The organism is Streptococcus sp. 27098_8_22, from assembly GCF_041432415.1.
GTDB lineage: Bacteria > Bacillota > Bacilli > Lactobacillales > Streptococcaceae > Streptococcus > Streptococcus pseudopneumoniae_M.
Map to the genome: position 1 here is coordinate 113,352 of NZ_JAPVZP010000001.1, position 25,387 is coordinate 138,738.

Annotated in this window: 28 protein-coding genes; all 28 read right to left on the reverse strand. The window is 34.8% G+C overall.

Going from position 1 to position 25,387, the window contains the following annotated elements:
* Positions 1-138 precede the first annotated feature (138 nt).
* Entirely contained in the window at positions 139-489 is a 351-nt protein-coding gene (locus O3633_RS00600) for a GntR family transcriptional regulator (RefSeq protein ID WP_049489340.1), read from the reverse strand.
* On the reverse strand, positions 486-707 hold the full coding sequence (locus O3633_RS00605) for a DUF1648 domain-containing protein (RefSeq protein ID WP_002890487.1): 222 nt from the start codon (positions 705-707) through the stop codon (positions 486-488). The genes O3633_RS00600 and O3633_RS00605 overlap by 4 nt, the downstream gene beginning before the upstream one ends.
* An 18-nt stretch (positions 708-725) precedes the next feature.
* Entirely contained in the window at positions 726-2,285 is a 1,560-nt protein-coding gene (locus O3633_RS00610; RefSeq protein ID WP_371620041.1) for a putative ABC transporter permease subunit, read from the reverse strand.
* Positions 2,278-2,988 (reverse strand): ABC transporter ATP-binding protein, encoded by a 711-nt coding sequence (locus tag O3633_RS00615; RefSeq protein WP_371620042.1) that lies wholly within the window; start codon positions 2,986-2,988, stop codon positions 2,278-2,280. The genes O3633_RS00610 and O3633_RS00615 overlap by 8 nt, the downstream gene beginning before the upstream one ends.
* A 109-nt stretch (positions 2,989-3,097) precedes the next feature.
* Positions 3,098-3,715 carry a TetR/AcrR family transcriptional regulator gene (locus O3633_RS00620; protein ID WP_342983006.1) on the reverse strand — a complete coding sequence of 206 codons (618 nt, stop codon included), beginning with the start codon at positions 3,713-3,715 and terminating at the stop codon, positions 3,098-3,100.
* Positions 3,716-3,946: 231 nt separating this feature from the next.
* Positions 3,947-4,345 (reverse strand): hypothetical protein, encoded by a 399-nt coding sequence (locus O3633_RS00625; RefSeq protein ID WP_102210767.1) that lies wholly within the window; start codon positions 4,343-4,345, stop codon positions 3,947-3,949.
* A 12-nt stretch (positions 4,346-4,357) separates the two neighbouring features.
* Complete coding sequence (locus O3633_RS00630) at positions 4,358-5,323, reverse strand: DUF4365 domain-containing protein (RefSeq protein WP_371620043.1); 966 nt, start codon at positions 5,321-5,323, stop codon at positions 4,358-4,360.
* A gap of 643 nt (positions 5,324-5,966) precedes the next feature.
* Positions 5,967-7,334: a recombinase family protein gene (locus O3633_RS00635; protein ID WP_524539359.1), complete on the reverse strand. Its 1,368-nt coding sequence runs from the start codon at positions 7,332-7,334 to the stop codon at positions 5,967-5,969.
* Positions 7,222-8,463 (reverse strand): recombinase family protein, encoded by a 1,242-nt coding sequence (locus tag O3633_RS00640; protein ID WP_371620044.1) that lies wholly within the window; start codon positions 8,461-8,463, stop codon positions 7,222-7,224. The genes O3633_RS00635 and O3633_RS00640 overlap by 113 nt, the downstream gene beginning before the upstream one ends.
* Positions 8,464-8,807: 344 nt before the next feature.
* Positions 8,808-8,936 carry a putative holin-like toxin gene (locus tag O3633_RS00645; RefSeq protein WP_162837937.1) on the reverse strand — a complete coding sequence of 43 codons (129 nt, stop codon included), beginning with the start codon at positions 8,934-8,936 and terminating at the stop codon, positions 8,808-8,810.
* A 153-nt stretch (positions 8,937-9,089) separates the two neighbouring features.
* Entirely contained in the window at positions 9,090-10,034 is a 945-nt protein-coding gene (locus O3633_RS00650; protein WP_000451462.1) for an N-acetylmuramoyl-L-alanine amidase family protein, read from the reverse strand.
* Positions 10,024-10,452 carry a phage holin family protein, TcdE/UtxA-related gene (locus tag O3633_RS00655; protein ID WP_045616014.1) on the reverse strand — a complete coding sequence of 143 codons (429 nt, stop codon included), beginning with the start codon at positions 10,450-10,452 and terminating at the stop codon, positions 10,024-10,026. Before O3633_RS00655 ends, O3633_RS00650 begins: the two co-directional genes overlap by 11 nt.
* 12 nt (positions 10,453-10,464) lie before the next feature.
* Positions 10,465-10,716, reverse strand: coding sequence for a hypothetical protein (locus O3633_RS00660; protein WP_049520299.1), 252 nt, complete (start codon positions 10,714-10,716; stop codon positions 10,465-10,467).
* The gene (locus O3633_RS00665; protein WP_001090723.1) at positions 10,716-10,922 is read right to left on the reverse strand and encodes a hypothetical protein; all 207 of its coding nucleotides are present in this window, start codon (positions 10,920-10,922) and stop codon (positions 10,716-10,718) included. The genes O3633_RS00660 and O3633_RS00665 overlap by 1 nt, the downstream gene beginning before the upstream one ends.
* The gene (locus O3633_RS00670; RefSeq protein ID WP_524539357.1) at positions 10,876-15,210 is read right to left on the reverse strand and encodes a phage tail spike protein; all 4,335 of its coding nucleotides are present in this window, start codon (positions 15,208-15,210) and stop codon (positions 10,876-10,878) included. Before O3633_RS00670 ends, O3633_RS00665 begins: the two co-directional genes overlap by 47 nt.
* Positions 15,211-15,222: 12 nt before the next feature.
* Positions 15,223-15,945, reverse strand: a complete 723-nt coding sequence (locus O3633_RS00675) for a phage tail family protein (RefSeq protein WP_371620046.1) — start codon at positions 15,943-15,945, stop codon at positions 15,223-15,225.
* Entirely contained in the window at positions 15,942-18,995 is a 3,054-nt protein-coding gene (locus O3633_RS00680) for a phage tail tape measure protein (protein WP_371620047.1), read from the reverse strand. The genes O3633_RS00675 and O3633_RS00680 overlap by 4 nt, the downstream gene beginning before the upstream one ends.
* 182 nt (positions 18,996-19,177) lie before the next feature.
* Positions 19,178-19,597, reverse strand: coding sequence for a hypothetical protein (locus tag O3633_RS00685; protein WP_102210776.1), 420 nt, complete (start codon positions 19,595-19,597; stop codon positions 19,178-19,180).
* Between the two features lie 11 nt (positions 19,598-19,608).
* On the reverse strand, positions 19,609-20,178 hold the full coding sequence (locus O3633_RS00690) for a major tail protein (protein WP_045616007.1): 570 nt from the start codon (positions 20,176-20,178) through the stop codon (positions 19,609-19,611).
* A 2-nt stretch (positions 20,179-20,180) separates the two neighbouring features.
* Complete coding sequence (locus O3633_RS00695) at positions 20,181-20,507, reverse strand: hypothetical protein (RefSeq protein WP_000172711.1); 327 nt, start codon at positions 20,505-20,507, stop codon at positions 20,181-20,183.
* A 7-nt stretch (positions 20,508-20,514) separates the two neighbouring features.
* Positions 20,515-20,883 (reverse strand): HK97 gp10 family phage protein, encoded by a 369-nt coding sequence (locus tag O3633_RS00700; RefSeq protein WP_004240834.1) that lies wholly within the window; start codon positions 20,881-20,883, stop codon positions 20,515-20,517.
* Entirely contained in the window at positions 20,861-21,214 is a 354-nt protein-coding gene (locus O3633_RS00705; protein ID WP_049501432.1) for a phage head completion protein, read from the reverse strand. The genes O3633_RS00700 and O3633_RS00705 overlap by 23 nt, the downstream gene beginning before the upstream one ends.
* Positions 21,214-21,471 carry a head-tail connector protein gene (locus tag O3633_RS00710; protein ID WP_006153583.1) on the reverse strand — a complete coding sequence of 86 codons (258 nt, stop codon included), beginning with the start codon at positions 21,469-21,471 and terminating at the stop codon, positions 21,214-21,216. The genes O3633_RS00705 and O3633_RS00710 overlap by 1 nt, the downstream gene beginning before the upstream one ends.
* 2 nt (positions 21,472-21,473) lie before the next feature.
* The gene (locus tag O3633_RS00715) at positions 21,474-22,679 is read right to left on the reverse strand and encodes a phage major capsid protein (RefSeq protein WP_045616002.1); all 1,206 of its coding nucleotides are present in this window, start codon (positions 22,677-22,679) and stop codon (positions 21,474-21,476) included.
* 18 nt (positions 22,680-22,697) lie between these two features.
* Positions 22,698-23,396, reverse strand: a complete 699-nt coding sequence (locus O3633_RS00720; protein WP_371620048.1) for a head maturation protease, ClpP-related — start codon at positions 23,394-23,396, stop codon at positions 22,698-22,700.
* Complete coding sequence (locus O3633_RS00725; protein WP_371620049.1) at positions 23,389-24,675, reverse strand: phage portal protein; 1,287 nt, start codon at positions 24,673-24,675, stop codon at positions 23,389-23,391. The genes O3633_RS00720 and O3633_RS00725 overlap by 8 nt, the downstream gene beginning before the upstream one ends.
* Positions 24,676-24,744: 69 nt before the next feature.
* Complete coding sequence (locus O3633_RS00730) at positions 24,745-25,083, reverse strand: type II toxin-antitoxin system RelE/ParE family toxin (RefSeq protein WP_173276745.1); 339 nt, start codon at positions 25,081-25,083, stop codon at positions 24,745-24,747.
* Positions 25,076-25,369, reverse strand: coding sequence for a type II toxin-antitoxin system RelB/ParD family antitoxin (gene relB / locus O3633_RS00735; protein WP_045615998.1), 294 nt, complete (start codon positions 25,367-25,369; stop codon positions 25,076-25,078). The genes O3633_RS00730 and relB overlap by 8 nt, the downstream gene beginning before the upstream one ends.
* Positions 25,370-25,387 lie beyond the last annotated feature (18 nt).

The following is a 25,387-nucleotide window of genomic DNA, read 5'->3' on the forward strand; positions in this document are numbered from 1 at the left end:
ATTATTTAATGAATAATATTTTTACTGCTAATTAGTTGCTCTCGATTATAACTACCTATATTCTATCACAAAAAACAAAAAAAGCCTTAAAATCAAGGCTTTTCTATACTTTCACAAATACTCCTAATAAATTTCCATTCAACTTCTTCTAAGCATCTTTTCTAAAAATAAATTAACAATCTCATCTTCTGAAAAGCCTAGCTCACCAAGTTTTTCAAACAAAATTTTCACTAGCTTGTTAGATTCTTGATATCTTAACTCCTTTATTTCTTGCTCGCTTGCTATGACAAAATATCCTAATGTTCCACAGCTAGTAACCAAATTCTGTTCTTCGAGAACTTTCATTGCTTTTTGGACAGTTGCCGGATTACACTTCTCGTTTTCTGCTAATCTCCTTATTGAAGGAATTTGTTGTTCAGGTGCATAATCACCTCTTAAAATAGTCGTTCTTAATTTTGATGCAATTTGTAAATATAGATGGTGTTTCATTTAATCTTTTTATTATCACTTTCCCTAACAAACTTCCAATATGCAGAATAAGGGATGACTGTAGCTAGTAGAAGATAGTATTTATTTGCAAACATATCTGCTACTCCTTTTGCATTGAAATGAATAGGAACTTTCTCAGGGAGAAACCCACAAATAATGACTATGATGACCATCATTCCCAACAAAACCAAAATATCTTTTAACAGTCTATTTTTCATATTATTTTCCTCCTTTAATTAGATAAAATTTAACTTGGTCATTTTTATATAAACTCTAAACGAAATAGCCAGTAAAATTACTGATACTGCTTGTAAAACAAATATAATCGGAAGATTAAAAAACCAATTAAGCAAAATAGGCGTAATAAGCGTAATCATACTAATAATTCCAGTTACAATAACAGGAAGACTTTGTTTGACAACTATCATCTCACTGTCCCAATCATAGTTAGGATATTTTTTATTTAATGAAATTCCGATTACCATTATAAAAAGGGAGTAACATATAGGAACAATAACTAGATTCATAACTTGAATAGGATTCATATCAAGTTTCAGCATAAATACAGATACAGAAATCATATATCCAATCAAATGAAGTGTAAGGTTGACAGCTATCTTAGCATTTAAAATCGTTTTCACTTCAACTGGAGAACTTTTCAAAATCCAAATATTTTTACCTTCTAAAGATATAGATGAAGCTGCTGGACAACTGAGTGAAAGCATAGATGCAATAAAGACGGGAGCTAAGTTTGAAAGATACTCATTTATATTTTCAATTCCTGCAGAATTTCCTATTTGACCTACAGAATTAAACAGGAAACATATACTAAAGACACATAAAAGAATCACTCCAAGCCCAGCATTCAAGACTGCCATATAAGAACTTAAAAATCGTCCAAGCTCTTTTTGATACAAGGAAAAAAAGACCGATTTTCTTTCATAAGATACTTTGTCATTAGCATATCTTGATTTTGTATTGGCAAGTGTATTAAGTAGTCCATACTTCAACGAAGCAATTTTGACAAATAGATAAAAGACGACTATTGAAAGAACTATATAAAATCCCATCCCATAGTACATTGGAAAATTGTAATATGACATAAATAGTCTAGAAATTGGATACAGTCCAGTAATTTGCTTAGCCAGAGTAACCCCAATACTACTTTCATCACCTGATTGCAAAGCTGATAATGCAAAATATCCAATTATACCTAATATCGCAAATGAAAAAATAAGAGAGATAACATTTTTTCTTTTAAAAAAAGATGAAGTGACAACAATAACGACTCCCATGCATGCCGCTATACACATGGGGATCAAAGGGGCAAAAATTATAGAAGTAAAATACAATATAATCTGTAGGAGGTTTAAACTTTCGTTCAAGCCCCATACAATTCCACCTGGAAGCATAAACATCAAGCCTATTAAAAAATTCAATAAGTACATAAACATGAACTTGCTGGTGATAATATACGAACTTTTAACAGGTAAGGATTGGAGAATTTCCATATCTCGACTGCCAAATAAAATGCCATTCGAATAAAATACTGTCAAAAATAATATTGAAAAACTTGATACAGAAACCATATATGCTGGAATCAAGTTCTGCTGTCCGACGTGGACCAATGTTTTCGCTGTTATTATATTGTAAACAAAGCAAAATAAGGAAAGAGTTATTATGCCAAAACTCGCAATAGTCATTGAACTTTGTTTTTTATTTCGTGAATCTCTAATCTCGTTAATAGGAAAGAAATTAATCAATTGGGCTTTAAGCAGTATCCAAATGTTACTCATTGTCCTGCACCTCCATGAAAAATGCCTCCAATGATTCATCACCTTTGACGTCTCCTGTATTGCCACTTGCAATTAACTTTCCATTTTTGATAATGGCAATCTTGTTACATAATTTTTCCGCAACATCCAATACATGGGTTGAAAAGAAAATAGCACCTCCATCTGAAACACACTCATGCATAATTTTCTTTAGTAGGAAAGTTGCTTTGGGATCTAGCCCAACAAAAGGTTCATCTAAAATCAACAGTTTGGGAGAATGTACAAGTGCAGAAATAATGGCTGTTCGTTGCTTCATTCCATGTGAATATGAAGAAATAATCCCCGAAAGATGCTCAGTCATATCAAATAAATCACCGTATTTTTGTATTCTCTCCTTGCGTAGTTTTGTAGGAATTTCAAACAAGTCAGCAATAAAATTAATATATTGTAGTCCTGTCATATGTTCATACAAATCTGGATTATCAGGGATATACGCCATCATTTTTTTACAAATAACAGGTTCTTCTTTAATAGAATGACCGTTGATAATTATACTTCCGCCTTCAAAATCATGGATACCGACAACTGCCTTTATCGTTGATGTTTTTCCCGCACCATTTGCTCCAATAAAACCATAAATATCTCCAGGCTGTACTGAAATAGATAGGTTATCCACAACCTTCTTGTCCCCATAACTTTTACTAAAATTCTTTATCTCTAACATATTTTCACCTCTATTGACAATTTGTCAGTCATATTTTGAAATAATACCGATAGCTTGTTTTGATTTAGCTATCGGTACATAGTTCTCTTTACAAACATTCTATCTTTTTTTAATTGCTAAAGAGTCCTTTTGTATTTAGATTTTGTTCCAGCATTATCTTAAATGCATTCAAGTAATCTTTGACAGTTTCTTTCTTTGAAGTTTTTATACCTATGTTATTTGAAACAAAAACATAGGCTGTCATCAGAAATTCTGCTGTTTCTGATGGATATTTTACAGAAAATACTTTTTCTGAGATGCCTTGATTTATTATCCTCTCAAAATATATAGTCAGTTTTTCAATGAGCTTATGAGACAACTTATCTAACATATAACGATTTTCTTCAAGATCAACCGTCTTTTGTAACTCAGTTCCTTCTGCTGAAACGTTATCTGTAGAGATTATTGTGGCATCTATAAAGGCTCTTATTTTTTCAATAGCAGTTTTGTCATCATCATTGACAATCACGTGAATATCTCTCAATAATTTCTCTGAATAACGTTCCACAAGACAATACAGAATATCTTCTTTGTTCTTAAAGTGATAGTATAACAAACCTCGTGATATATTTACCTTATCGACTATATCCTGAGTTGTTGTGTTCGCATATCCTTTCTCCATAAAGAGGAGCATAGCAGCATCCATAATCTCAGCCCGTCGAATTTCCGGATCTTTTACATCTCGCATTTTATTCCTCCTGTTTATAAATTATACTACTCTACTGACAAACTGTCAATTATAAAATTACCTTTTTGAGGATACCAAAAAAAAACCTTGACACCAAGGCTTTTTCGTCAACATTTTTTCTAAGTTCGTACAAGCAGTGATGCTGCCTCAACATGTGGTGAGAGAAATTTCTATACTATAACACGATACAGAATAGTCAGAGTTTGAAATTATATTATGGAAGGATTCCACTCAAAGACAGCCATCCATAGTAAGGATAATTTGTGTGTGTTTGAAACCTGTATTTTTACTACTACATTCCATAACAATGTAGAAATCATCATCTTCCTCTGCTTTTACAACTATTCCCATTGAATATGGAGTTTTCCAAAGAGGTTCTCTTCCATAAAACTTTGCTACAAATTCATTTGTTGGATTTGGTGTTTCTGTACTAAAACCATTCTCAAATAGCCAAGCATGCCAATTTTTAAATGCTGGTGGAAAACCAAACATATAAATTGCTTGCATTGTAGATATTGCAAATTCCATTTCATCTTCCAAATTGATAACATACTTCTCCGTAGGATTTAGTCTATATCCATCTATAGTTTTTTCTGATTTCATACCACTATTAAGTTTAAGCTTTTTCATGATTATGCTCCTTTATTCATCTTTTGATTCTGGTCTTGCTTTGGTGTATGGTCTAGTTTCAGATATAAATTGCTCTACCTCTAAGAACGATTTTCCCAATTCATTCAAACTGAGAATCAACATATATTCTGCAACTTCACCAGAACGATCAATAGATCGTATAGGGGGTAATTTTTTGCGAAATTGCTCAAATGTATCTCCTACTTCTATCCATTCATCTATCTCACTATCATACCAACAATGAAGTTGTTTCCATAATTCATAATCACTTTCTTCAAGAAATTCTTCATCAACAGAAAAATATGCCCATGGAAATAATCGAGGAAAAACATCGGTATACGGTGTAAACGGAAACCAATAAGGATAGGCATACTCTTTAGTTTCTTGACCATCATTAACAATTAACTTAGTATCACCTTTACCACTAGACTTATTAACCCACTCTGTTGAATGTAGTTTAACTTCACCTCCAGTTTGTATAATTTCCATAAATTTTTTCTGAGATAGCAGAAAGTTATAATTTTGAATATGTTGCGGTAAATTCGTATAGGAAAGAAGGTGGTTATTTGATTGTTTATCCAAAAAAACTTGATTTATAGGAACTTTCACATAATATCCTTTGCCTCCTCCCTCTTTAGTTTTTTTAATTGTTTTAGGAGTTAACTCTTGCCAAATACACATACCATCATCAGGATTAAACAGAACAATTATACACGGAAGAGAATTCATCGTCCAATAATTATATTGTCTCTCATTTATGTTCCTAAAAATAATGCAGTTATCTTTTTTCTCCCTAAACCAACTTGGTCCTGACTTGATTTGTAATGCAAGGTGTTGTCTTGGTTTGCCATCTACAACAAATTCCATATGAGCATCTATACCTATATCATTAACTGGCTGCTCTCTAAACATCCAACTATTTCTTTCTGCAATAACTCCACATTGATGTATGCCAATCCTCTCAGTGCTACTAGCCATATCAATATCTACCTCCCTATATAACTAAATATACTAACAATTGATGTAATTCAAGGGAGCCTCAGTACAATTTGCAACAGCTAGTTGCCAGGCCTGATTAAAATCTCCACTACTTTAAATCACTTTATAGAAATGTTCCGAAAACTCATATGCTATGCTCGATTAAACTTTCCCTCTATGAAAAATAGAAAAGTTTGAATTTTGTAAACGTGAATACAATGCGAACTCTAAAGTTGAATAACAGTTAAGAAATGAATAATAAAATCTATGGTTAGAAATCCAATTACTAAATTTTATAAAAGTCATGTTTGAATCTACAAAAGAAAGTAATATCTCCCCATTAGGTTTCGTATATGTATGGTCCGCTAAATGGATAATATTCAGTACAGGAAATCTATCCAAAATTGTTCTAAATACATCAGTAGAACATCCATGAATAGGAAAAACTATTACATTCGGATCATTCGCAAATAAATCACAGATGTTTTGAATTTCTTCATTTGCTTTGATATTATCTTCTTATAAGTCTATCAAACTCATCGCTAATCCAAGTATCTCTAATATTATATATTCTATCACAAAAATGCAAAAAAAGGCTATAACCACAATAGTTGCCCACTATCATCATAACCTTTTGTCTACTCTATAAATCTACCTCAGTTCCCTCTAAGAATCTGACAGTTATCTGCCCATCCTCTGCAATTATAATATTATCCAATACTTGACACATCTCATGAGAATCAAATTCCCACAAGGGCTTGTTTATCATTTCTGCCAACTTCAAACTATAGTGCTTTTCTAGCGGACGATTTTCTTCTAAAACTTTGTTCCACTTTCCGTGCAACAAGTCAACATTCTTACTTAGTTGTTCTACAGCCATTACTACGGCTTTCTCAAGCATTTCTTCATCGATATGATTGTTTAAACATCCAATCTTGCCTTTAATCCTATATCGATTATTACACTGCCATACCTTCCGTTTACCACGACTTGTAGTCCAATTCTTCCTACCAAATGCTGAACCACATTCGGCGCAAAATACTTTTGTTGTAAAGGGATTGTTTTCTTTCTGCATGATATAAAATTGGAGCTTATGTTGTTCTCTAAATTTCTTTCTTCTTGCTATTTCTAACTGAACAATCTCCCACTTCTCTCTATCTAAGATTGGTTCATGATTGTTCTCGATATAGTATTGATTAACTTGTCCATCATTATCAATTCTTTTCTTCGTCAGGAAATCAACGGTATAGGTTTTCTGAAGCAAAGCATCACCCTTGTATTTTTCATTTTGAAGCATTTTCCATATAGCACTTGGGCACCACTTTGCTTTACCTGTGCAACCTGGTATTTCCTGTTCTCTTAACTCTTTGGAAATAAATTCTGGACTGTATCCTTCTAGAAATCTATCAAATATATACCTTACGACATTAGCTTGTTCATGGTTTATAATGAGATTTCCTTTTTCATCTTTGTCATATCCCATAAAGTTTGTAGTGTTTACCTGAACTACACCACGCTCAAATTTCTTACGAATTCCCCAAGTTGAATTTTCTGAAATAGATCTCGATTCATCCTGTGCGAGTGAGGATAAAATGGTAAGTAGTACTTCACCTTTTGAATCTAGGCTATCAATATTCTCTTTTTCAAACGTTACTCCGATGCCTAGTTCTTTCAGTTCTCTTACATATTTGATGCAGTCCAATGTATTTCTGGCAAATCTACTAATAGATTTAACTAAAATTCTATCCACCTTACCATCTCTACAATCCTGTATTAGTCGGTTAAAAGCATCACGTTTTTTTGTATTAGTTGCTGAAATGCCTTCATCTGCATAGATGTCTACTAACTCATAATCTTCATGTTTTAAGATGTATTCACGGTAATAATTGACCTGATTCTCATAACTTGATAGCTGCTCGTCTTGGTCTGTAGACACTCGACAATAAGCGGCTACTCTGATTTTTTTCTGAATTTGAGATATGACTGTTTGATGTACCTTTTTGGCCGGTATAACTGTAATGTTTTTCTCCATCTTCAATCCTTTCTAACACAATTACTGGTGAACTTAGTTTCCAATCTTCAATATCCCTTTCAGGGACTCTCATACCTTTACAGGAATTTTTTCCTTCTTTGATATATTTGGAACAACACCAAACAATCTTTTTCTTATAAGATACCTGTCTTTTTAATGTTGAACCACAATATTGGCATTTTAACATTCTAGAAAATTTATAGGTTTTATTTGTACCTTGGATCCGAGAACGGCTTTTCATTTTTACCTGAACCTTTTCCCATATTTCCTTAGATACAATTCCTTCATGATTATCTTCAATATAGTATTGTTCAACCTGCCCTTGATTTAATTTCTTTGGACCGTTTACACCGTCATGAAAGTATTTTTGAAGTAGTAAAGAGCCTTTGTATTTTTCGTTTTTTAAGATATTACGAATTGTACTGTCATACCATTTCTTTCCTGTTACAGTTGAAACCTTGCCCTCATTAAGTTTTTTAGCAATCCTATGTGTACCCATTCCTTCCAAATAACTATAAAAGATGGTTCTTACTATTTGCGCTTCTGCTTTGTTTATAACAAGTTCACCTTTTTCGTTTAAATCATACCCTAAAAACCGTTTAGCATTAATGAGTAATTCTCCTTTCTGGAACTTTCTACGAAAACTCCATCGTTGGTTTCCGCTCATGCTTTGTAACTCTTCCTCAGCCAAACTTGCTAACACAGTCAAGACAACCTCACCTTCATTTGATAAAGTGTGGATATTCTGCTCTTCAAAAAAGATATCAATACCAAGAGTTTTTAATTCTCGACTTATTTCAAGAACATTGATGAGATCTCTTGCAAACCTTGATATTGACTTAGTATGGATAACATCAATTTGTCCTTTTCTACAAGCATCTAACATAGTTTGAAAATCAGGTCTATCATACTTTGAACCTGAAATTCCTTTGTCACAAAAAACACCCAAAAAATCAACATCATCACGTTCAGCATACAACTTTTCAAAATAGACTTTTTGATTCTCTAGCGAATCAAGTTGACTTCCGTTGGTTGTAGAAACTCGAACATATGCACAAATTCTCTTTTTTCTTTTGTTATTCTTTGCTTCAATTTTTCTTATATTCATTTTTCCTCCTAGAAGAAGTTTTTACACACTATATATCCCTCTAAACGCTATATTAGTCAAGTAATCAGCAACCCTGTACTTTAACAAAATGTCTTTATTGTCCTCTTACCTAAATAGGTACTTTCAAGATAGATTTTTCCGGTTTTAAGAAAAAATCAAAAAGAAAAAGCCTGATGTACTTCACCAGGCTTAGATTTTTTATTTGAAATTTAATCGCAATATGTTATAATAAACATAGAAAAAGGAGCTGAGCTACCAACTCAACTCCAACGTAGAACCGTTAAAAAGACGGTAGCTCGTATAACAGATTTAATCCGTCCTACTCGCTCAAAAGTGGGGACGGATTATTTTTTGTCCTTGTCTTTGAAGATTTTATAGCACAAGCCAATCAAAGTAATGGTAAAGCTACCAAAACCAAGTATTGTCTGTACAACTTCAAATGCGGTCAAAAGAGTGCCCCTCCTTTCCGTCAGATTTTGATGAACTGCCCATAGGCATCACCTCTCTTTCGGTATAAGGAGCCACCGTCTTCACTTTTCTACAATAGATATTATACCACATGAACCACCAACTTCGGTGGTTTATTTTGTTTAAAGATTTATTTTAAGAGTAGTATCTACAAACTCTTAGTTAGTAGTAATCAAACCATCAGGTTCAATCGTAAATTCTGGTTTTACTGATAACGAACCATCAGACTTGAGATAGTACCATCCGTTTCCTGATTTAATAAATTGCTTAGATTTCATATCCCCATCTTTTTCATCCAAGTAATACCAAGTTTCACGATATTTTACCCAACCTTTAGCCATTCTACCATCCGACTTAAAATAGTACCAACGATGATCGATATGCATCCAACCAGTAACCATGGCACCACGCTTATCTAAATAAAACCAATCCTTGCCATCATTGAACCATTTATTGATGAAACAGTAGCCTCTATTATCAAAGTAGAACCATTCTCCTTTGATATTTTTCCATTGAGATTTTGGATAAGAGCCATCTGCTTCTTCCCACCACCAACCAACTTCGTTTCGTTTCCAGTTTCCTTCAGTTAGACCAGATTCAATATCTTTCTTAAACTGTTCTCTACTAATGCCCCATTTTGCAAGGTATGGATAGGGATCTACATGATCACTTCCATTATTTGGTTGGTTGTAAGTACAAAATTGATGAGTTTTAATCCCAGCAAGACTACTAGAATCTAGAGTTTTAGGGATTCCAGCCTCGTCAGCTAACTCACGTAATAGCTTGACATAAAGTCGATAATCTCTCATGAATTCTTCTTTAGATTCATGACTTTCTATTAGTTCAACTTGAGCGTAACCTTCAACATTCCATCCGCCACCAACATCATAAGCACCTCGGTCTACTAACCAAGTTTGCATGATACGACCATTCCCTACCACATGGGAGAAAAATCCTGACTCAACTGGACGACGCAAATGGTAATCCGCTTCATTTTGTGCTGTTGAGTTAGGATTACCTGTAGAGTGAGCATGAACTTGTCGATAGGGTTGCTCACCGATTTGAGGAAGATTTGTTCGTAATCTACTTTTATCAACTTCCATGATTATCCTCCTTATCATCGTTAGACTTTCCTTCAGTTAGATGTTCAAAAGCTTTTAAAATTGGTTTAAAAAGTAGAATATTCCCTTTTACTTTTTGATAGTTCTCAATTAGTGATTGGAAAGTAAAAACTAGGTATCCGATATAAATCGAATACAGAAACATAAATCCAGTTTTTTCAGGCAACAAAACAGACATCGGAATCAATAACAGTAACATAAAAATCCCTAAGACTTTTCGAATTAATCCATTGATTCCAATTCTACTCTTATACTCAACATCAGGATTTACAATTGCAGCAAATGTGCCTGATGCAAAGTCTACAATTTCCATGATGACAATTAACGCTAACGCATACAAAATAAGCCCATCTTCTGTTTCGATGAGCTTTCTTAAAAAATTAAACAATTCAATATCCATTTTTAATACTCCCTATAGTTCTTTTTTATTTGACTCAATTTCAGCTAAAACAGCATCTTCTAATTCATATCGTTTATCTCGGAACAATTTTTCTTGGTTTCTCATTTCGAGACGATGCTCCGCATAGAGCTCTGAATGATAGAGAAACTCAGATACTGTAGAAACACCATGTTCATCAACATCAACAGTATACTGCTTAACTACTTCATCACCAATCTTCAAATTTCCAACCAAACGTGTTGTTTTAGTAATTTCTAATGCCATTAACTTTCTCCTTTCTCTCTTTTAGTTTTTACTTCCTCAAATAAGTCTTTTAGGTCTGAGTCGTATTCTAATACATCTTTCATTAACTGCAATTCGCTTGCAACAACCAAATAAAGAGCCTCATTTTGTGCTGCTTGACCTTCGGTTTGTGCTAGTTTCTTAGTCAACGACTCCATTGCTAATTGATGGATTAAATCTGTGTTCATCTTCTAACATCTCCAATCGTTTATTTAATTTTCGAATATCAAGTATTAACTCTTGAATTCCTTTTAAAGCGATATTCGTTAATCTTGTATTATCAAGATTCAGAAAACCACCATTTTCATACACAAGTGACGAGTCAATTTGTTGAACATCTTGAGCGATGAGTCCAATTTTGGTATGAGCCTTTTGAATACGATTCCCTATTTTCTTCCAGTCATACTCTTTAAATTGAAATCTTTTGATAAAATCGAGTGCTTTATAGTTAGATAAGCCTATATTCTCTTTCAAGTTTTTATCAGAAAAATGTTGGTTAACAATTTGCCATAAGCTATAAGCATTTCCGTTATATGAGTAGTAAATATCATTTCCTGATCCACCAAAGTCTAGAGATACATTATTAGAATTCCAATAACTAATAGTTCCTGTAGTTGAGCCATTAATGCTACTTTTGCCGTACTTTAACCAGCCAATTCCTTTTGCCTTAATGTATCCTTCGACCGTCAATAGAAAATCATCACTATCACTTGCAGTGTTTCCAGTAGTAAAATCTGAATCTTTGTAAATAAATAAGCCGTAAGGAACATTGTCCCCTCGGCCATAAGAACCTATAAATTGTACGCCTAAACCATCTTTAGAATTAAACTGACGAGGAACATTAATCTGTAATCCACCGTTGATAGCGTCAAATGAACCATAAGCACCTAACTTAATTTTTGTTTCTCCAGTTAATAATCCACCAGAAATTGTGGTTCCAGTTATTGTGCCACCCTGAATTCTGTCACCACTTAGTAAGCCTGACTTTATTTGACTAGCATCAATCCTAACACTTTGTACACTATTGATAAAAGCATTCTTAGCAAAGAGCTGTCGTAAATAAGCTTCATTTGCAACTAACTTATTAAAAAACGCTTGATCCACGACAATTTTATCTGCAGTTACTGAATTTGACGCTAATACCATAGTAGTTACAGACCCAGATTCAAAGTTTGATGTCTTTAATTTGTCAATCATTCCTGATTTAATGACTGCTCTATCAATTAAAGTATCTCCAGTGATATGAGTTGCCTTGCCAATAATTCGATTGATTCCATTTGCACCTAAATTAATCCCTGAAATTAAAGAGCCTGCATTAGTTAAATTTTGAATCGAATAGGAACCTTGATGTTGCTGAACAAGACTTTCTGTTGCAATTTGTTGAAAGGATGTACTATCTACAAAGTTATTAGGTGGCTGACTACCTCGAACAATTGAAATTTGGCCAACTGCCACAGTGCCGTTCTTTTCTAGCCAAATATGAAGCCCAAAATCATCTGTTTTTGTCACGGTTTTATTTATCGTAAAAGTTCCTGTAAAAATTTGAGCTGCGCCCGTTCTAGTAGGACTGATGGTGAAACCTCCTATTGAGTTACCTGATTTGATTTCAAAACCAACTTTTCCATCAGGTACCACATCTATCCATAAATTGACCCTATAAGAAAGTTTCTCACCAGCAACAAATTTTTGACTATGAAGAGGCATTTGGAAACCGTGCCAACCATTTGTTGTTCTACCACTTTGCGCTATTCTTAGCAACTTGTATTCATTAGTTCCAGTCATAACTAAATTTGAATTCGGTTCACGTTCTCTATATTTACTAAAATTTGTTGGATCGTATACTAAGTTTTGGTTATCAATTAAATCACTGACTCTTGTAACCAGCCCCTCGGATGTTTGTACAACCTGACTAATTGATTTTCCTTGTTCACTAATAGTTCTTGTATGACTACCTAGAGTATCTTTAACTTCGTTAAAGGCCGTTACAGTTGTTAAATCTTCGATAGGTTTAGTCCAATAGTTTGGGAAGATATCTCCAGTAGTAATCATTAAAGCTCTCCAATGAAACTTACCTGAACTTGCACCATCAATACGAAATTGTAATTCAAAGTTTTTAAAATTATTGAACATCTCATCTGTTACTATTCGAGAAATTTTAATAAGATGGTAGTTTGTACCAGTTTTTAAGGTGCTAGACCAAGAGGAATGAAAGGGATTAGAATGAACACTCCATACAGCACTATTATCTGATTTTTTATAGCCAGGACCTTGTAAGATAATTCTAGGAGTAACAGTTGAATCTAAAACAACATTATCGACAGAAATATAAACAAATAGATTGATTTTTGTCCCTGAATAAATGCCAGTAGAATCACCATAAGGAATTCTTCCTAATGTTTGAATCCAATTGAGTTTCGAGTTTATTTCTTTGTATGAAGTCCAACTATCACTCGAACCAGCCGCCAAGTTTCGATGAGAAACACTAGTTGGTATTAAAGATTTAGTTTCACTAATAGTCCGACTAAAACTATTAGAAGTTTCTCTAACTAAATTTTGAACGCTAGAGTTCGTCACATAACCTCTATCTAAAATATTTTTATCAACATCCGATTTAGTTTGAAATCCTTTTAAATTGATAATGGATTCTACCTGACTACTGGTCAATCGTTTGGCTATTTCACCTGCTTGAATTTTAATTGTTGTTTCAGTACTAGCAAGTCGATTTGACGTTTGATTAAAATCTGTTTGTGATACTTTAGTATTTATAGCATCTGCAGCAACTTGTAAATCAGCTTTAGTTTTAGATATTGCTAATGCGTTCTCTGATATTCTTTGGAGTGCTTCACTAGCTGTTTGTTTAATAATTTCTACATAGGTCTTTTCAGCTTTTAGATTTATTTTATCCTTGGCTTGTGATATTTCCGTTCGTTGTTGCTCTACGGTATTTTTGATAGCATCGAAGTCTGTCTTTGAAACCTTGTTAGTAATAACCCCCTTAAGCTTATCAATTGAAGATTCTACTGTCGTAATTTGATTCAATAAGCTATTCTTGCTGAGTTCAACCAACCGATTTGCTTCAGCAATAGCTTCTTTTTTATAATTTAAGGTATCTGTTAGTACTGTATTAGTAGTTTCTTTAACTTCTTTACTGACCTCTAAGGCATGATTAGCTAAATCTCTACTACTATTTGCTTTAGCCAATACATCGTTGTATCTATTTTCATTAAGTAATTCATTAGATAGAACTTTAGAATCAACATCAGCAATCTTTCCTTCAATCTCTTGACGAATACCATTTGCGTAAACTTCTGCACTAGCTTTGACTTTTTCAATATCATCTAGAATTGATTCTTTTTGTTTAGTGAATTCGGCATCAAATGCTGTGTTCGCATTTCTCAAAACTTTTTCAATTGCGACTTCTTGTAATGTGAAACCAGAGTCTAAAATTTCATTTGCGACAGTTGAAATTGCACTATTTGAAGTTGAAGCACCTATCATTGGTTTATCATCAAAAGTAATCGAGATATATTCTTGTGTCAGTGCATCAAATTCATAAGCAACTGCCTTTTTGGGAATATCGATCCCATGTTTCAAACTCTTGATATTTACTGTATCCCCTAAATGTACAACCTGCCCATCGAGTTCATAGGCTTCAATCGTAATAGCATCCGATAACTTATCAATTCCTTCATTCTTAAACTTAGCCTCAGCCCACTTCCTTAACTCCTCAATGCTTTTAAGAGTATTATTTTCGTACTCTTTTTCATTGATATATGGATAGAAAGTGATTAGAGGACTATCGACAGTAATTTTAATTGTCTGGTCCTTATCTTTACCATCTGGTTTAAATGTTGATTTTGCATGAATACGAGTAATGATTGATTGAGTTGATTTGGTTCTCTTGTAAGACTTTAGATTCTTATGTGTTGTTATGACAACACCCCTATTTTCACCTCTATTCTTCTTGATTGTCAGAGCCAAATTGTCACGAATCAACTCCCCTTCCCAAGTTCCTATGATAGAATGGGCACCATCCATTAAGACAGCATAGAGTGTCTTTACTTCATTTGTATTGAAAGTACGGCGATCTGTAACATCACTCGTAAATGAAAAATCACCAAGATTGGTCTTAGTATTTTGGACCATTTGGGATAAGGCCATACCACAAGTAAGATTAAGAACACTAATTGGTTCGATAGACCGTTGCATAATATCATCTGAAATATGGTAGGCGGTTATATCCAAACTATCATCGTTTTCAATTGGTTTTTTAATACGAAATAACTGGAATCCTAAGACAGGCACAGGAGCCTTGATAAGCATATCTTCTTTTATTTGTTTATAGATACCAGAATCGGTAATTGGATAGCGAATAGATAAGGTGAAATCACCGTTCAGGGTTTCTTTTACAATAGCAGAGCTAGTTTCATGAAGAGGTAATCCATTCCACTTTGCAGTTCTAACATCTTTGTTCAACAAATATAGCATTTAAGCCCACCCCCAATTTGTTTCAAAGCTTAAAGAAGTAATACCTCTACCAAGAACAACACCCACTTCTTTTTTAGCGCTTGGATCAATAGTGATAAAATCACCAGACCATTTGATGTACTTTTTGCTAACCGTTAGAAAACTTGGACTATTTGGTTCGTTTACCATCACAAGAGGTTCTGTAAGTTTTTCAATTTTAATAACCTGATCTCCAATCGTAAACTGAGTCTCAGTTGCCGAATTCCCCATTATCGTTATTTTGGGGAACGCTAGAGACGTCCCTTGAACTCTAAGTACACCGTTTGATGTCAAAGTTTGTCTATCCATTGATTTAAAAAACTTTGTAGGATGACAAATAAAGGTAGCTTTCGTCGCATACACACCATCTCTCTCTTGTTTTACCTCAGTACATTTTACTCGGTAACACCAAAGACGTGTGGTTTTCATCCGTTCACTCTCAAGCCAAAACTGCTCCTTGATAAATATACCCATAAATTGATGAAGTTGTTCTTCTGAGGGCTTAACAATGTATATCGTATATGATTTTTCAATCAAATCTCGGTGCCGATTTGTTTGCGAAAGAGCCCCACTCATTCCTTTATGTTCTAATAAACTCGTCTTACTCTCCGCTAGGATAACAGAAGGCGATTCGTGGACAATCACCTTAAAAGGAAAACTAGAAGTTCCAATTCCATCTATGACTAACTCGTTTCTTTTAATCATATAGTGGCTCCTCTCAATTGTTTTTGACGTGCTAATTCTTCTGCAATTCGACTTGCTACTTCATTTGCTATTTTTTCAATATCTGCCTGTTCTCGGATAATATTTCCAGTAATCGATATGTTGATGTCTGGCATTCTTAAATCCATCGTTCTTGCAATACCTCTTCCGATTGCCCCAAGAGTAGATTCATTTAAAGGGAGTACCGCTTCGTTTCCTGCTTCTCCTCCTACCATTAGGGAATTCCCTATTGTTCCGAAGGCAGTTGGTTTTGTTAAAATTCCCCCTTTTGCATACCACTCAATTCCGATTCTAGGAATTTGTCCCTTTAACCAATCCAGAGGGTTTGCAGATCCTGACACACTAAAATGAGGTAAAGGAATGTGTGGCCACTGAAATCTGAAATTAAAGAGATTTTTGATAGCAGTTATAGCAGTTGAAACTGCATTTTTGGCAGTGTTGATTGCATTTGAAATCGTATTTTTTACTCCATTCCAAACATTGGACACTGTACTTGAGATTCCGTTTAAAATACCTGAAATAGTTGAACTGATACTATTCCAAATTGTACTGACAACGTTACTAATTGCTGATAAGAGATTACTAATTGTGTTCTTAATCCCATTCCAAGTGTTTGATATAAGTTGACTAATAGCACTTAGAACTAAGCTTACAATTGACTTGATGGATTCCCATACTGTTGAAATAACTGCCTTTATTGTTTCCCATGCACCAGACCAATCTCCTGTAATAATTTGCATTACTGCTTTAATAATGCCTAAGACAAGATTGATTGCCGTTTCAACTACTTGTTTTATGATTTCCCAAGATGTGCTGATGATTAGTTTTATGTTTTCCCATGCTGCCTGAATATAGGGTTCTAGAATTGACATAACGGTAGTTATGACTGTTGAGATTGCATTCCAAACTGTGGTTGCAGCAGCAAGAATTAAATCTTGATTCTCAGTCCACCATGAAGTTAGAGTCCCCCAAATGCTTAAAATAAAGTCTGATATTTCTTGAATGATAGTAGATATAAAAGAATATATAGCATTCCAAATATCCATTACTGCTGTTCTAAATCCCTCGTTATGTCCCCAAAGTTCTTTTATACCAACAATTAACAAAGCTAGAACAGCTATAATTCCTAATACTATAGCAATAACAGGTGCTACACTTGCTATTAAGCCACCAATTGTGACACCCATTGCTAAGGCAGCTGCCTGAAGTGCTAAAAATATAGGGAGTAATAATCCTAATCCAGTAATCAGGCTACCTACAATAATGATAAATTGTTTTACTGGCGTTGATAAACTAGAGAACCACTCTGCAACTGAACGTAACAAATCAGCTAAAATCTCTAGTATCGGTGCAAAAGTGACAGCAATAGCATCTCCAACTTCAGATAATGCTAACTTCGCTTCATTTTGAGCAGTTGTAAATTTATCAATTGGATCTAGTGTCGCTTCATAAGTTGAGCCGACTGTTCCTGATGCTTTCTTTGCTGTTTCAGCTAAGTCATCAAAAGATAAAGCACCACGATTAATGGTATCCACCATTCGTGGAGCACCCTTAGTTCCAAATATATCTGAAGCGAGAGTTAACTTTTCAGTTTCGCTAGTTGAATTTTTAATTTTTTCGATGGTTTCAGATAAACCTTGCTGCAAAGTCTTTCCTGATGCCGCATACTTCACAGATGCTTTTGATAAGGATGATAAAGAGGCTGATGAATCCACACCAGCCTTTTCAAATTTCCCCATTAAAGCAACACCCTCATCAAATGAAAGTCCTAATGCCTTAATTTGTGGTGCTCCAGAGATAACCTTATCCATCAAATCTTGGACTCCCACCCCAGTAGCTTGACTGGTAAAGGTGACAGTATCAAGAACACTAGACAAATCCGTTGCCTGTAAGCCGTATGCTTCTATAGCTTTCTTAGCTGAAATAGCCGATGAAGTAACATCACTCCCATTTATAGATGCAAATTGGATGAGATAACTTGAAGCTGATTTTAAACTATCACCGGTTAAACCAAATTGAGTGTTCAACTCTCCGACTGCACTTCCTGCAGTATTAAAGTCTGTTGGAATTTCAGTAGCAAGGTTCTTTGCGATAGTTGTCATTTCTTCTAAAGCTTGGCCAGAAGCACCAGTTTTGGTGACAATGATATCCATCCCTTCATCAACTTCGTTAAAAGCTTCAAGCGACTGTTTCCCAAAATCAATCAATTTTTGTGATAGTTCTGCTAAACGATCACTGAATTCCATTAGGATATCTGCCTTTAAGAGATGATTGATTTCTGATAGATTATCCTTCGCACTTGTTGAACTAGTGCCCATCTCTTCCATCTCATTTTGAAGATGATTATAGGCCGTTTTGGTATCATTTAGAGTCTGTTCCAGTTTATTGGCTTCAATCGAATTTTCGCCATACTGAGATTTTGTTAGTTCTAGCTGTTTCTCTAAATTCTGAATCTGTTTTTCTAGTAAGGAGGAACTTTCATTTACTTTTTTCTGAGCTAAAGCTAGCTTTTCAGATTCACTAGCATTTGAAGAAAGTTCACTTTCTTGCAATTTAAATTGACTCGTTAATTTTTCACTCTCAGAAGCTAGACGAGCTTGTTCTTGTTTCAAACTATCCCATTGACTTTTAGTACTACCTATTCGATTACCATTTTCCGATAAGGCTTGATTGACACCCTCTAGTTTGCTTTCGTAACTTTTCAGTACTGTTTGAGTAGTTTCTACTTCCCTTTGAAAGGCTCGATATTGTTCCGCCCCAATATTACCTGACTTAAATTGAGCTTCAACTTGAGCTTGTGCCTGTCTTAAGGTAGCTAACTTTTCTTTAGTAGTTTCAACTTGTTTAGCAAGCACTTCTTGTTTTTGAGTAAGGAGTGTGACATTTCCTGTATCAAACTTAAGAGCCTTATCAATTTGTTTCAATTCTTTAGTTGATTCAGCTGCTTGTTTATTTACCCCTTTTAAGGCATTTTGCAAAGGTTGTGTGTCACCACCAATTTCTATTGTGATACCTTTTATATTTCCAGCCATGTTCACATCTCCTTTCTATTAAAAATTATCAAAATCACTTTGATTCGCTTTTCTTGTGTTGCTTGTTTCATTTGTCCGCAAGTTTACATAATCAGTTTGATAATCAAGAGCCATCCCAATTGAAATATGTTTTAAGTCGTCTATGGATAAGCCAGTTTCCTTACAACAAAATAGATAGCTTTCTACCGTAAAGATTTCTTCACTTGCTGTTTCTGTTTGATCTGCTTTTTTCTTGTATTCATTCCTTGGTTAAGCATGTTCATTAAGATAGTTGCTACTTCTTGAACTGGAAACTCCTCCATCTCCATAAAGAATTCTTTGAATGGTTTAATTTTTGGATTAGCCGATTTAGCAAACACCCAAAAAATTCTGTGAAAAAAAGTCATATCAAAATTGGTCAGGATGGATAGATCAATGTCACCAGTTTCGAGTTTTTCTTCCTCATTTAGGTGCTCAATCTTATCAAGAATTGACTGCGTACTCACCATTGAAAACAAGTCTTGAAAATAATCTTTACCAAACTGTTCTTTATAGGCAATCGGTGTATATGCATTAGTAGCCAATTCATAGGTCTTTCCTGAAATTGTAATACTATCTCTCATCTGTAACTCCTTTATTCACGAGGTTCAAAGACTTCCTTGAACCAATTCTGACGAATCTCATCACTTGTTTCTTCTGTCGTTTTGCGACGAACCACCTTATCAAGTGGACGGGGACTTGCAGTAAAGTTTAACTCAACCTCATTAATATCTGAACCAGATTTTGTTTTTGATCCCATTGACGGACGTGATGCGTAACAGTAATACAAAACATGAAGTGTTTCTTTCTTATCTCCTTCAAAACGAAACATCAGAGCGAAATTCTTCTTTTCAGCATTTGCGATTTCAGAAATCGTTTTAGTTGTTGGATCTAATTTTTCTCCTAAGACACGAGTTAAAAATTCTTGAGTTAATAAGGCGAGCTTCAATGTTCCCTCATAACCATCATTTGATTCTGAAGTATAAAAGTTGATATTATCTGCCTTGTAAGAACCTTTGTCACCAGTCGGTTCCAAGGTTAGTTCTGCTGCACCTCGTAATCGTTCAACCGTCCCATAAGTCAATGCGCCATTTGAAGCTTCAGTTGTAACTTCTGCCCAATGAACATCTTGTAATCCAAAGGTAACTTTATTTTTTTCAGTCATAACTATCCTCCGTTTAATGAAATGTAATATGTAATTTGATAGAGTTTTTCAGTTGAGATATAAGTCTCTACTTTGTCAAAAAAAATTGAATGACTATCGAATAAGTCATCCATCTTAGTTTCGATTTCTAAGTCCTTCTTTAAGGTATAGAGTTCCACTTGAAGATTAAGAGTCTTATGATAGCTCCAATTATCAGCTCCAGCATTTTCAGAGTCCTTAACAAGATATACAATAAATGGTGGAGCTGGACTTCTTCCTTCTTCAAAATGATGATAAGCTACTGGCAACTTTGATTTTATTAAAATGTTATAGAAATCTTTTAATGTCATGAAATCCTCACAATCTTTGTCTCAGCCTATCTTCAAGTGACTTAACGGCACTTTTTTCAACGATTTCAATATGTTTTTGCCCTTCTACTCGACCACCATTTTGTTTAGCGTGACCATTTTCTAGGAGATGAGTTAAGCCTGGTGTTCGGTTATGAATGGTTTTTGTTAAGCCTGTAGGACTGTCACTTGTTGACTTGCTTTTCCAACCTCGTGCATACTTACCAGTTTTTCGTGGAGAAGAGATCTTTAAAGTATCTACAGCACTGTCTGTTACTTCTTCTACTACCTCTCGCATTGCAGATGTCGTCTCTTTAATGTAATCACTCAACTCTTGATCAATTACTTTTTCCAACTCATCCATTCCTATCCTGTTCATAGTCATTCTCCTTAGTTGCTACAATATAAATCAATTGCCTAGGAACGCTATCACCATCAATTGAATCTACCGTAAAGTAGGCGTCTCTGTACTTTATCCTAGTTTTTAATGAACTTAGATTTAGTACCGCTTTGTCGTACCTTAGTGTAAATTGAATTTTGTTATAAAGGAGTTTAGACACACTCCCCTCATTTTCTGTCAAGGTCAATGGGCGACTAGAACACCATCTTTGGAAAACCGTGTTCCAAACTGAGGATTCATTTCCAATTTCATCAACCACAATTTTACGCACTTCAAATGTAAGACGGTCACGTAACGGAGCGATTTTCATCAAAAAATATCCTTCCTATCAGCTAATAGTAGGTGATATAACATTTGTTTTAACTCTTTATAATTAGCTGTTTCACGGTGTTCATAAAGATAGGCAACCCCATACAGGATTGCCATTCTTAGAACCTCACTGTAAGTATTCTGCCTTAACGTTTCTTCACAGAGTTTTTTACTCGTATCAATTAATTGCGTAATCAAGTCATCTTCATCTGTGTTTTCTACCTTAAGGTAAAGTTTTGCTTCTTCTAGACTTATCATGATTATTTTGCTTTCACAGTTAAAATTTTTACTGCTTCTGGTAATACTAATTTCCCATCAACACGTTGAGATGCAAGAAAACCAATTTGACCATTATTAGCATAAAGTTCATTTAGACGTTTAAAAGTACGTCCTTGGCGGTCTGCAATCCAGTAATATGAGAAATCACCAAATGCAATAGCTTTATTCCCCTGTTCAGGTAGGGGTGCAAAGGTAGATGTATAGTATGGACGGTTAAGAATTAAATCTGGTTGTCCAGCTTGTGTAGACGGTTGCCAAATATAATTTCCGTTATTGTCTTTCAGTTTACGGATTGCTTTAACAGTTGTATCATGAAGAATCCATACTGCATTTTTACGATACGGAGCAGGAAGAGAATGATACAATTCAATCATGTCATCAAACGTAATGTCTTTAGTCGTCGTTGTAGGACCAGTAACATTTGCTTGCGTAAAGATTCCTGTTGGTTTCTTTGAGCCATCTCCAATAAGGAATGATTTCTCTTCTTCTGTACCAATACGTCGTGCAAACTCACTAGTCATATAGGATTCTAAATCAAATACTGAGTCATTTAACAATTCTTCTGAGATTCGAATAGCTGTTCCAATCTTATGCGAATCAAGTGTTACTTGACCAAATGTCTCATCAGTTTCAGGATAAAGTCCATTTTCATCCATCCACGACGCAGTTCCGTGCCCTGTAACAACTGGAATCTTCCGCTCTCCACTTGATGTTTTAATGACAGTTGCTAGACTTCGGAAGAAATTCTCTTCTTGAAGACCTTGAACTAGTTTTTTCTCATACTCATCAGGTACTAAATGGCCACCCTCTGTATCTTCTCCAACACGAAGAACATCCTTAACATCAAAGAAGTTACGCTTACGGACATTCGTCCAAAAGGTTTTGGAGTAGACATCAGACTTAGTTCCCTTCTTCTCATCTTCTACCTCACTATCTTTTAAGACAGTGGTAGGCTGTCTTGTCAAAGCCTGAGAAGTTGGTTGAGCAAGTTCTAGATCAATCTTTTCTTGTCGTTCTAAGCGAGCAATTTCTTGATTATAGCGATTGATTTTACTTTCCATTTCATCATAGCGTTGAGAATCTTCTTCTGAGACTAAACCATCTTCAGTTCGCACTGAGTCTAGGAAAGTTTTTGCTTGTTCCCAAGCTTGATTTCGTTTTTCTTTTAATTCAAGTAATTTAGACATAGGTTAGTTTTCCTTTCATTATTTCAATAAATCTAATCGTTTTCTTAACTGATTGAGAGGAGTCGTTGATAAAGGTTTGTAGCTATCTATTTTGGCTTGAAGTTTAACAACAAGGTTATGATCCGCAGTGGCTCTACTAAATGAATAACTGCTTAGTTCTAGTTCTTCTTTAGGTTCATCTTTACTGAATAAAATCTTGTCCGCAAAGCCAAGTTCAACTGCTTTTCTCGCATTAAACCATGATTCAGAATCCATTAAATGTGAGATTTTTGTCCTAGATAATCCTGTTCTTAACTCATAGGCATTCATAATAGACTCTTTGATTTCCCCCAGCATTTCAATGACCTTTTCCATATCCTTTGCTTCACCTTGTGCAATTGTCCATGGATTGTGAATCATCATCATTGCAACAGGACTCATGGATACTGTTGTTCCAGCCATGGCAATGACACTGGCAGCACTAGCGGCAAGACCATCAATTATGACATGCACATTTCCCTTGTAATCCATCAGCATGTTATAGATTTGTGCTGCAGCAAAAACATCACCCCCTGGACTATTAATCCAGAGGGTGATATCACCTTTTCCTGCATTTAAATCATTTTTAAAGAGTTGTGGAGTAACTTCATCTCCAAACCATGTTTCATCAGCAATCTGTCCTTCAATACGAAGAGTACGAATATTCCCTTCGTCTGAAAAATTCCAAAATTTACGCATCTTCTTCCTCCTTTGGTTTTTCTTGAGGTTGTTCAATTACCTCTTTTGTCATAAAACCACCAGCATCTTTTAATTTAGTCATATTTCCGTTAATTAAATAAAGGTTTCCTCCTTCTTCATCTGTTAAAAGATTTAAATCTTCAAGTTCTCGAATATCATTTGTAGATAGCCAGCCATTCTGTCTTGCAATAGCATACCCACTCATACGACTTTGATAATCTCCACGTAATAAACCATCTACATTGAACTTAACAAAGTACTTCTTCTTTTCTTCAGGCAAAAAAAGAGACCTCTTGAAGGCCTGTTCTAAACGAACTACCCAAGGGTCTAATGTGTATTTAACAAACTCTAGTGATTGTTGCTCGATATTTGAAAATGAAGATTTTTCTAAATCACCAATCATATGTGGTGGTATCCTATACAAACGTGCAATCTCATTGATTTGAAACTTCCGAGTCTGTAAGAATTGCGCTTCTTCTGGAGGAATGCCTATTTGAGTGTACTTCATCCCTTCTTCTAGTACTGCAACTTTATGTGCATTTGTGACACCGTTATAAACCGCATTCCAAGAATCACGTACTCTTTTTGGATCCTTCAAAATCCCTGGATGTTCCAATACACCACCAGGATTTGCACCATTTTTAAAGAATGATGCTCCGTAATTCTCTGTAGCAAGGGTCATTCCAATTGCGTTCTTTGCTAATGCGATGGGAGAATAGCCAATCAATCCATCAAAACCAAGTCCTGGAATGTGAAGGACATCTTCTTGTTTTAAAATAACACTTCCTTTATCCTTGAAATTTGGATTTTCTTCGGTCTGACGTTGATATTTGTAGTAAAGTTTCCCATTTTCATCACGGTGTACTGACATTTTATCTGGTAATAAGGGATACAAACTGATAACCTGACCACTCTTATCCCTTATGATTTGAATATATGCATTTCCCCATATCAAAAGATGAGTCATCAAAGTTTCACGAAAGACAAAAGAAGACATTTCTGGATTTGGTTCATCATGAAGTAAAAAATATAGAGGGTGTTCAAATTTTTTCTCTCTTCCATTAGGTGTTCTTTCGTAAATATGAATGGGTAGAGAGGCGACAGCCTCAGCTAATATTCGCACACAAGCATAAACAGCTGTAGTCTGCATGGCCTTAAACTCATCCACATTCTCCCCGCTGCTAGTTCGTCCAAAGAGATAGGAAAAATCCTGACCTTCATAACTATTATGCGGTTTATCTCGTGATCTTTTTCTTCCAAAGAAATCTAAGAATCCCATCTAATCCTCCATTTTTGAGTACAATAAAAGCACCTCATTTATGAGATGCTCTATGAATTATAATTGAATTTATTTATTGAATAACTTAGCCCAATTCTGCTTGGAATTTAAAATTCTGGAGACATAAACCTCATATTTGTCGATATAATAAAAAGCTAAGTAATTTTCAATTGGCATATATCGGTAACGTTTACCGTCATCTGTTAATTCACCGTAACCTCGACTCGACACCAAAGGGCATGCTTCTGGAAAGGTTTCTAAAGTTTCTAGTGCCGTTAAAATAAGGTCTAGTTTACCATCGGCAGATTGTTGGCTGTAAAAATTCAGTACAATATAATCATGTATTTCCCTCAAGTCTTTCTTGGCTTGATCCGTAAGAGAAACATGGTAACGTTTATGATTACTCAAGTCCAAATTCCTTTCTTACATCTGCCAAAGACGTTAGTTTACCTTGCTCAATTTCTTGATGTCCCAACAAGATTTCCTTTTTCAAGTCTTCAAAAGCAACCTGATATTGAGTCTCTTGTGAATCACTAAATACGAACTCTTTGGGGTCAACTGCACCTGTCGCAATTTTACGAAGTGCAGCATTAAAAATATCTGACAGCGTTAACTTTTCATCAGCTAAGATTTCTTTTGTTTGTTGGTAAAAAGTCGAATCTGCTCTAAAATTAACAGGTTGAGTACTTGCCATGATTAATACCTCTTTGTA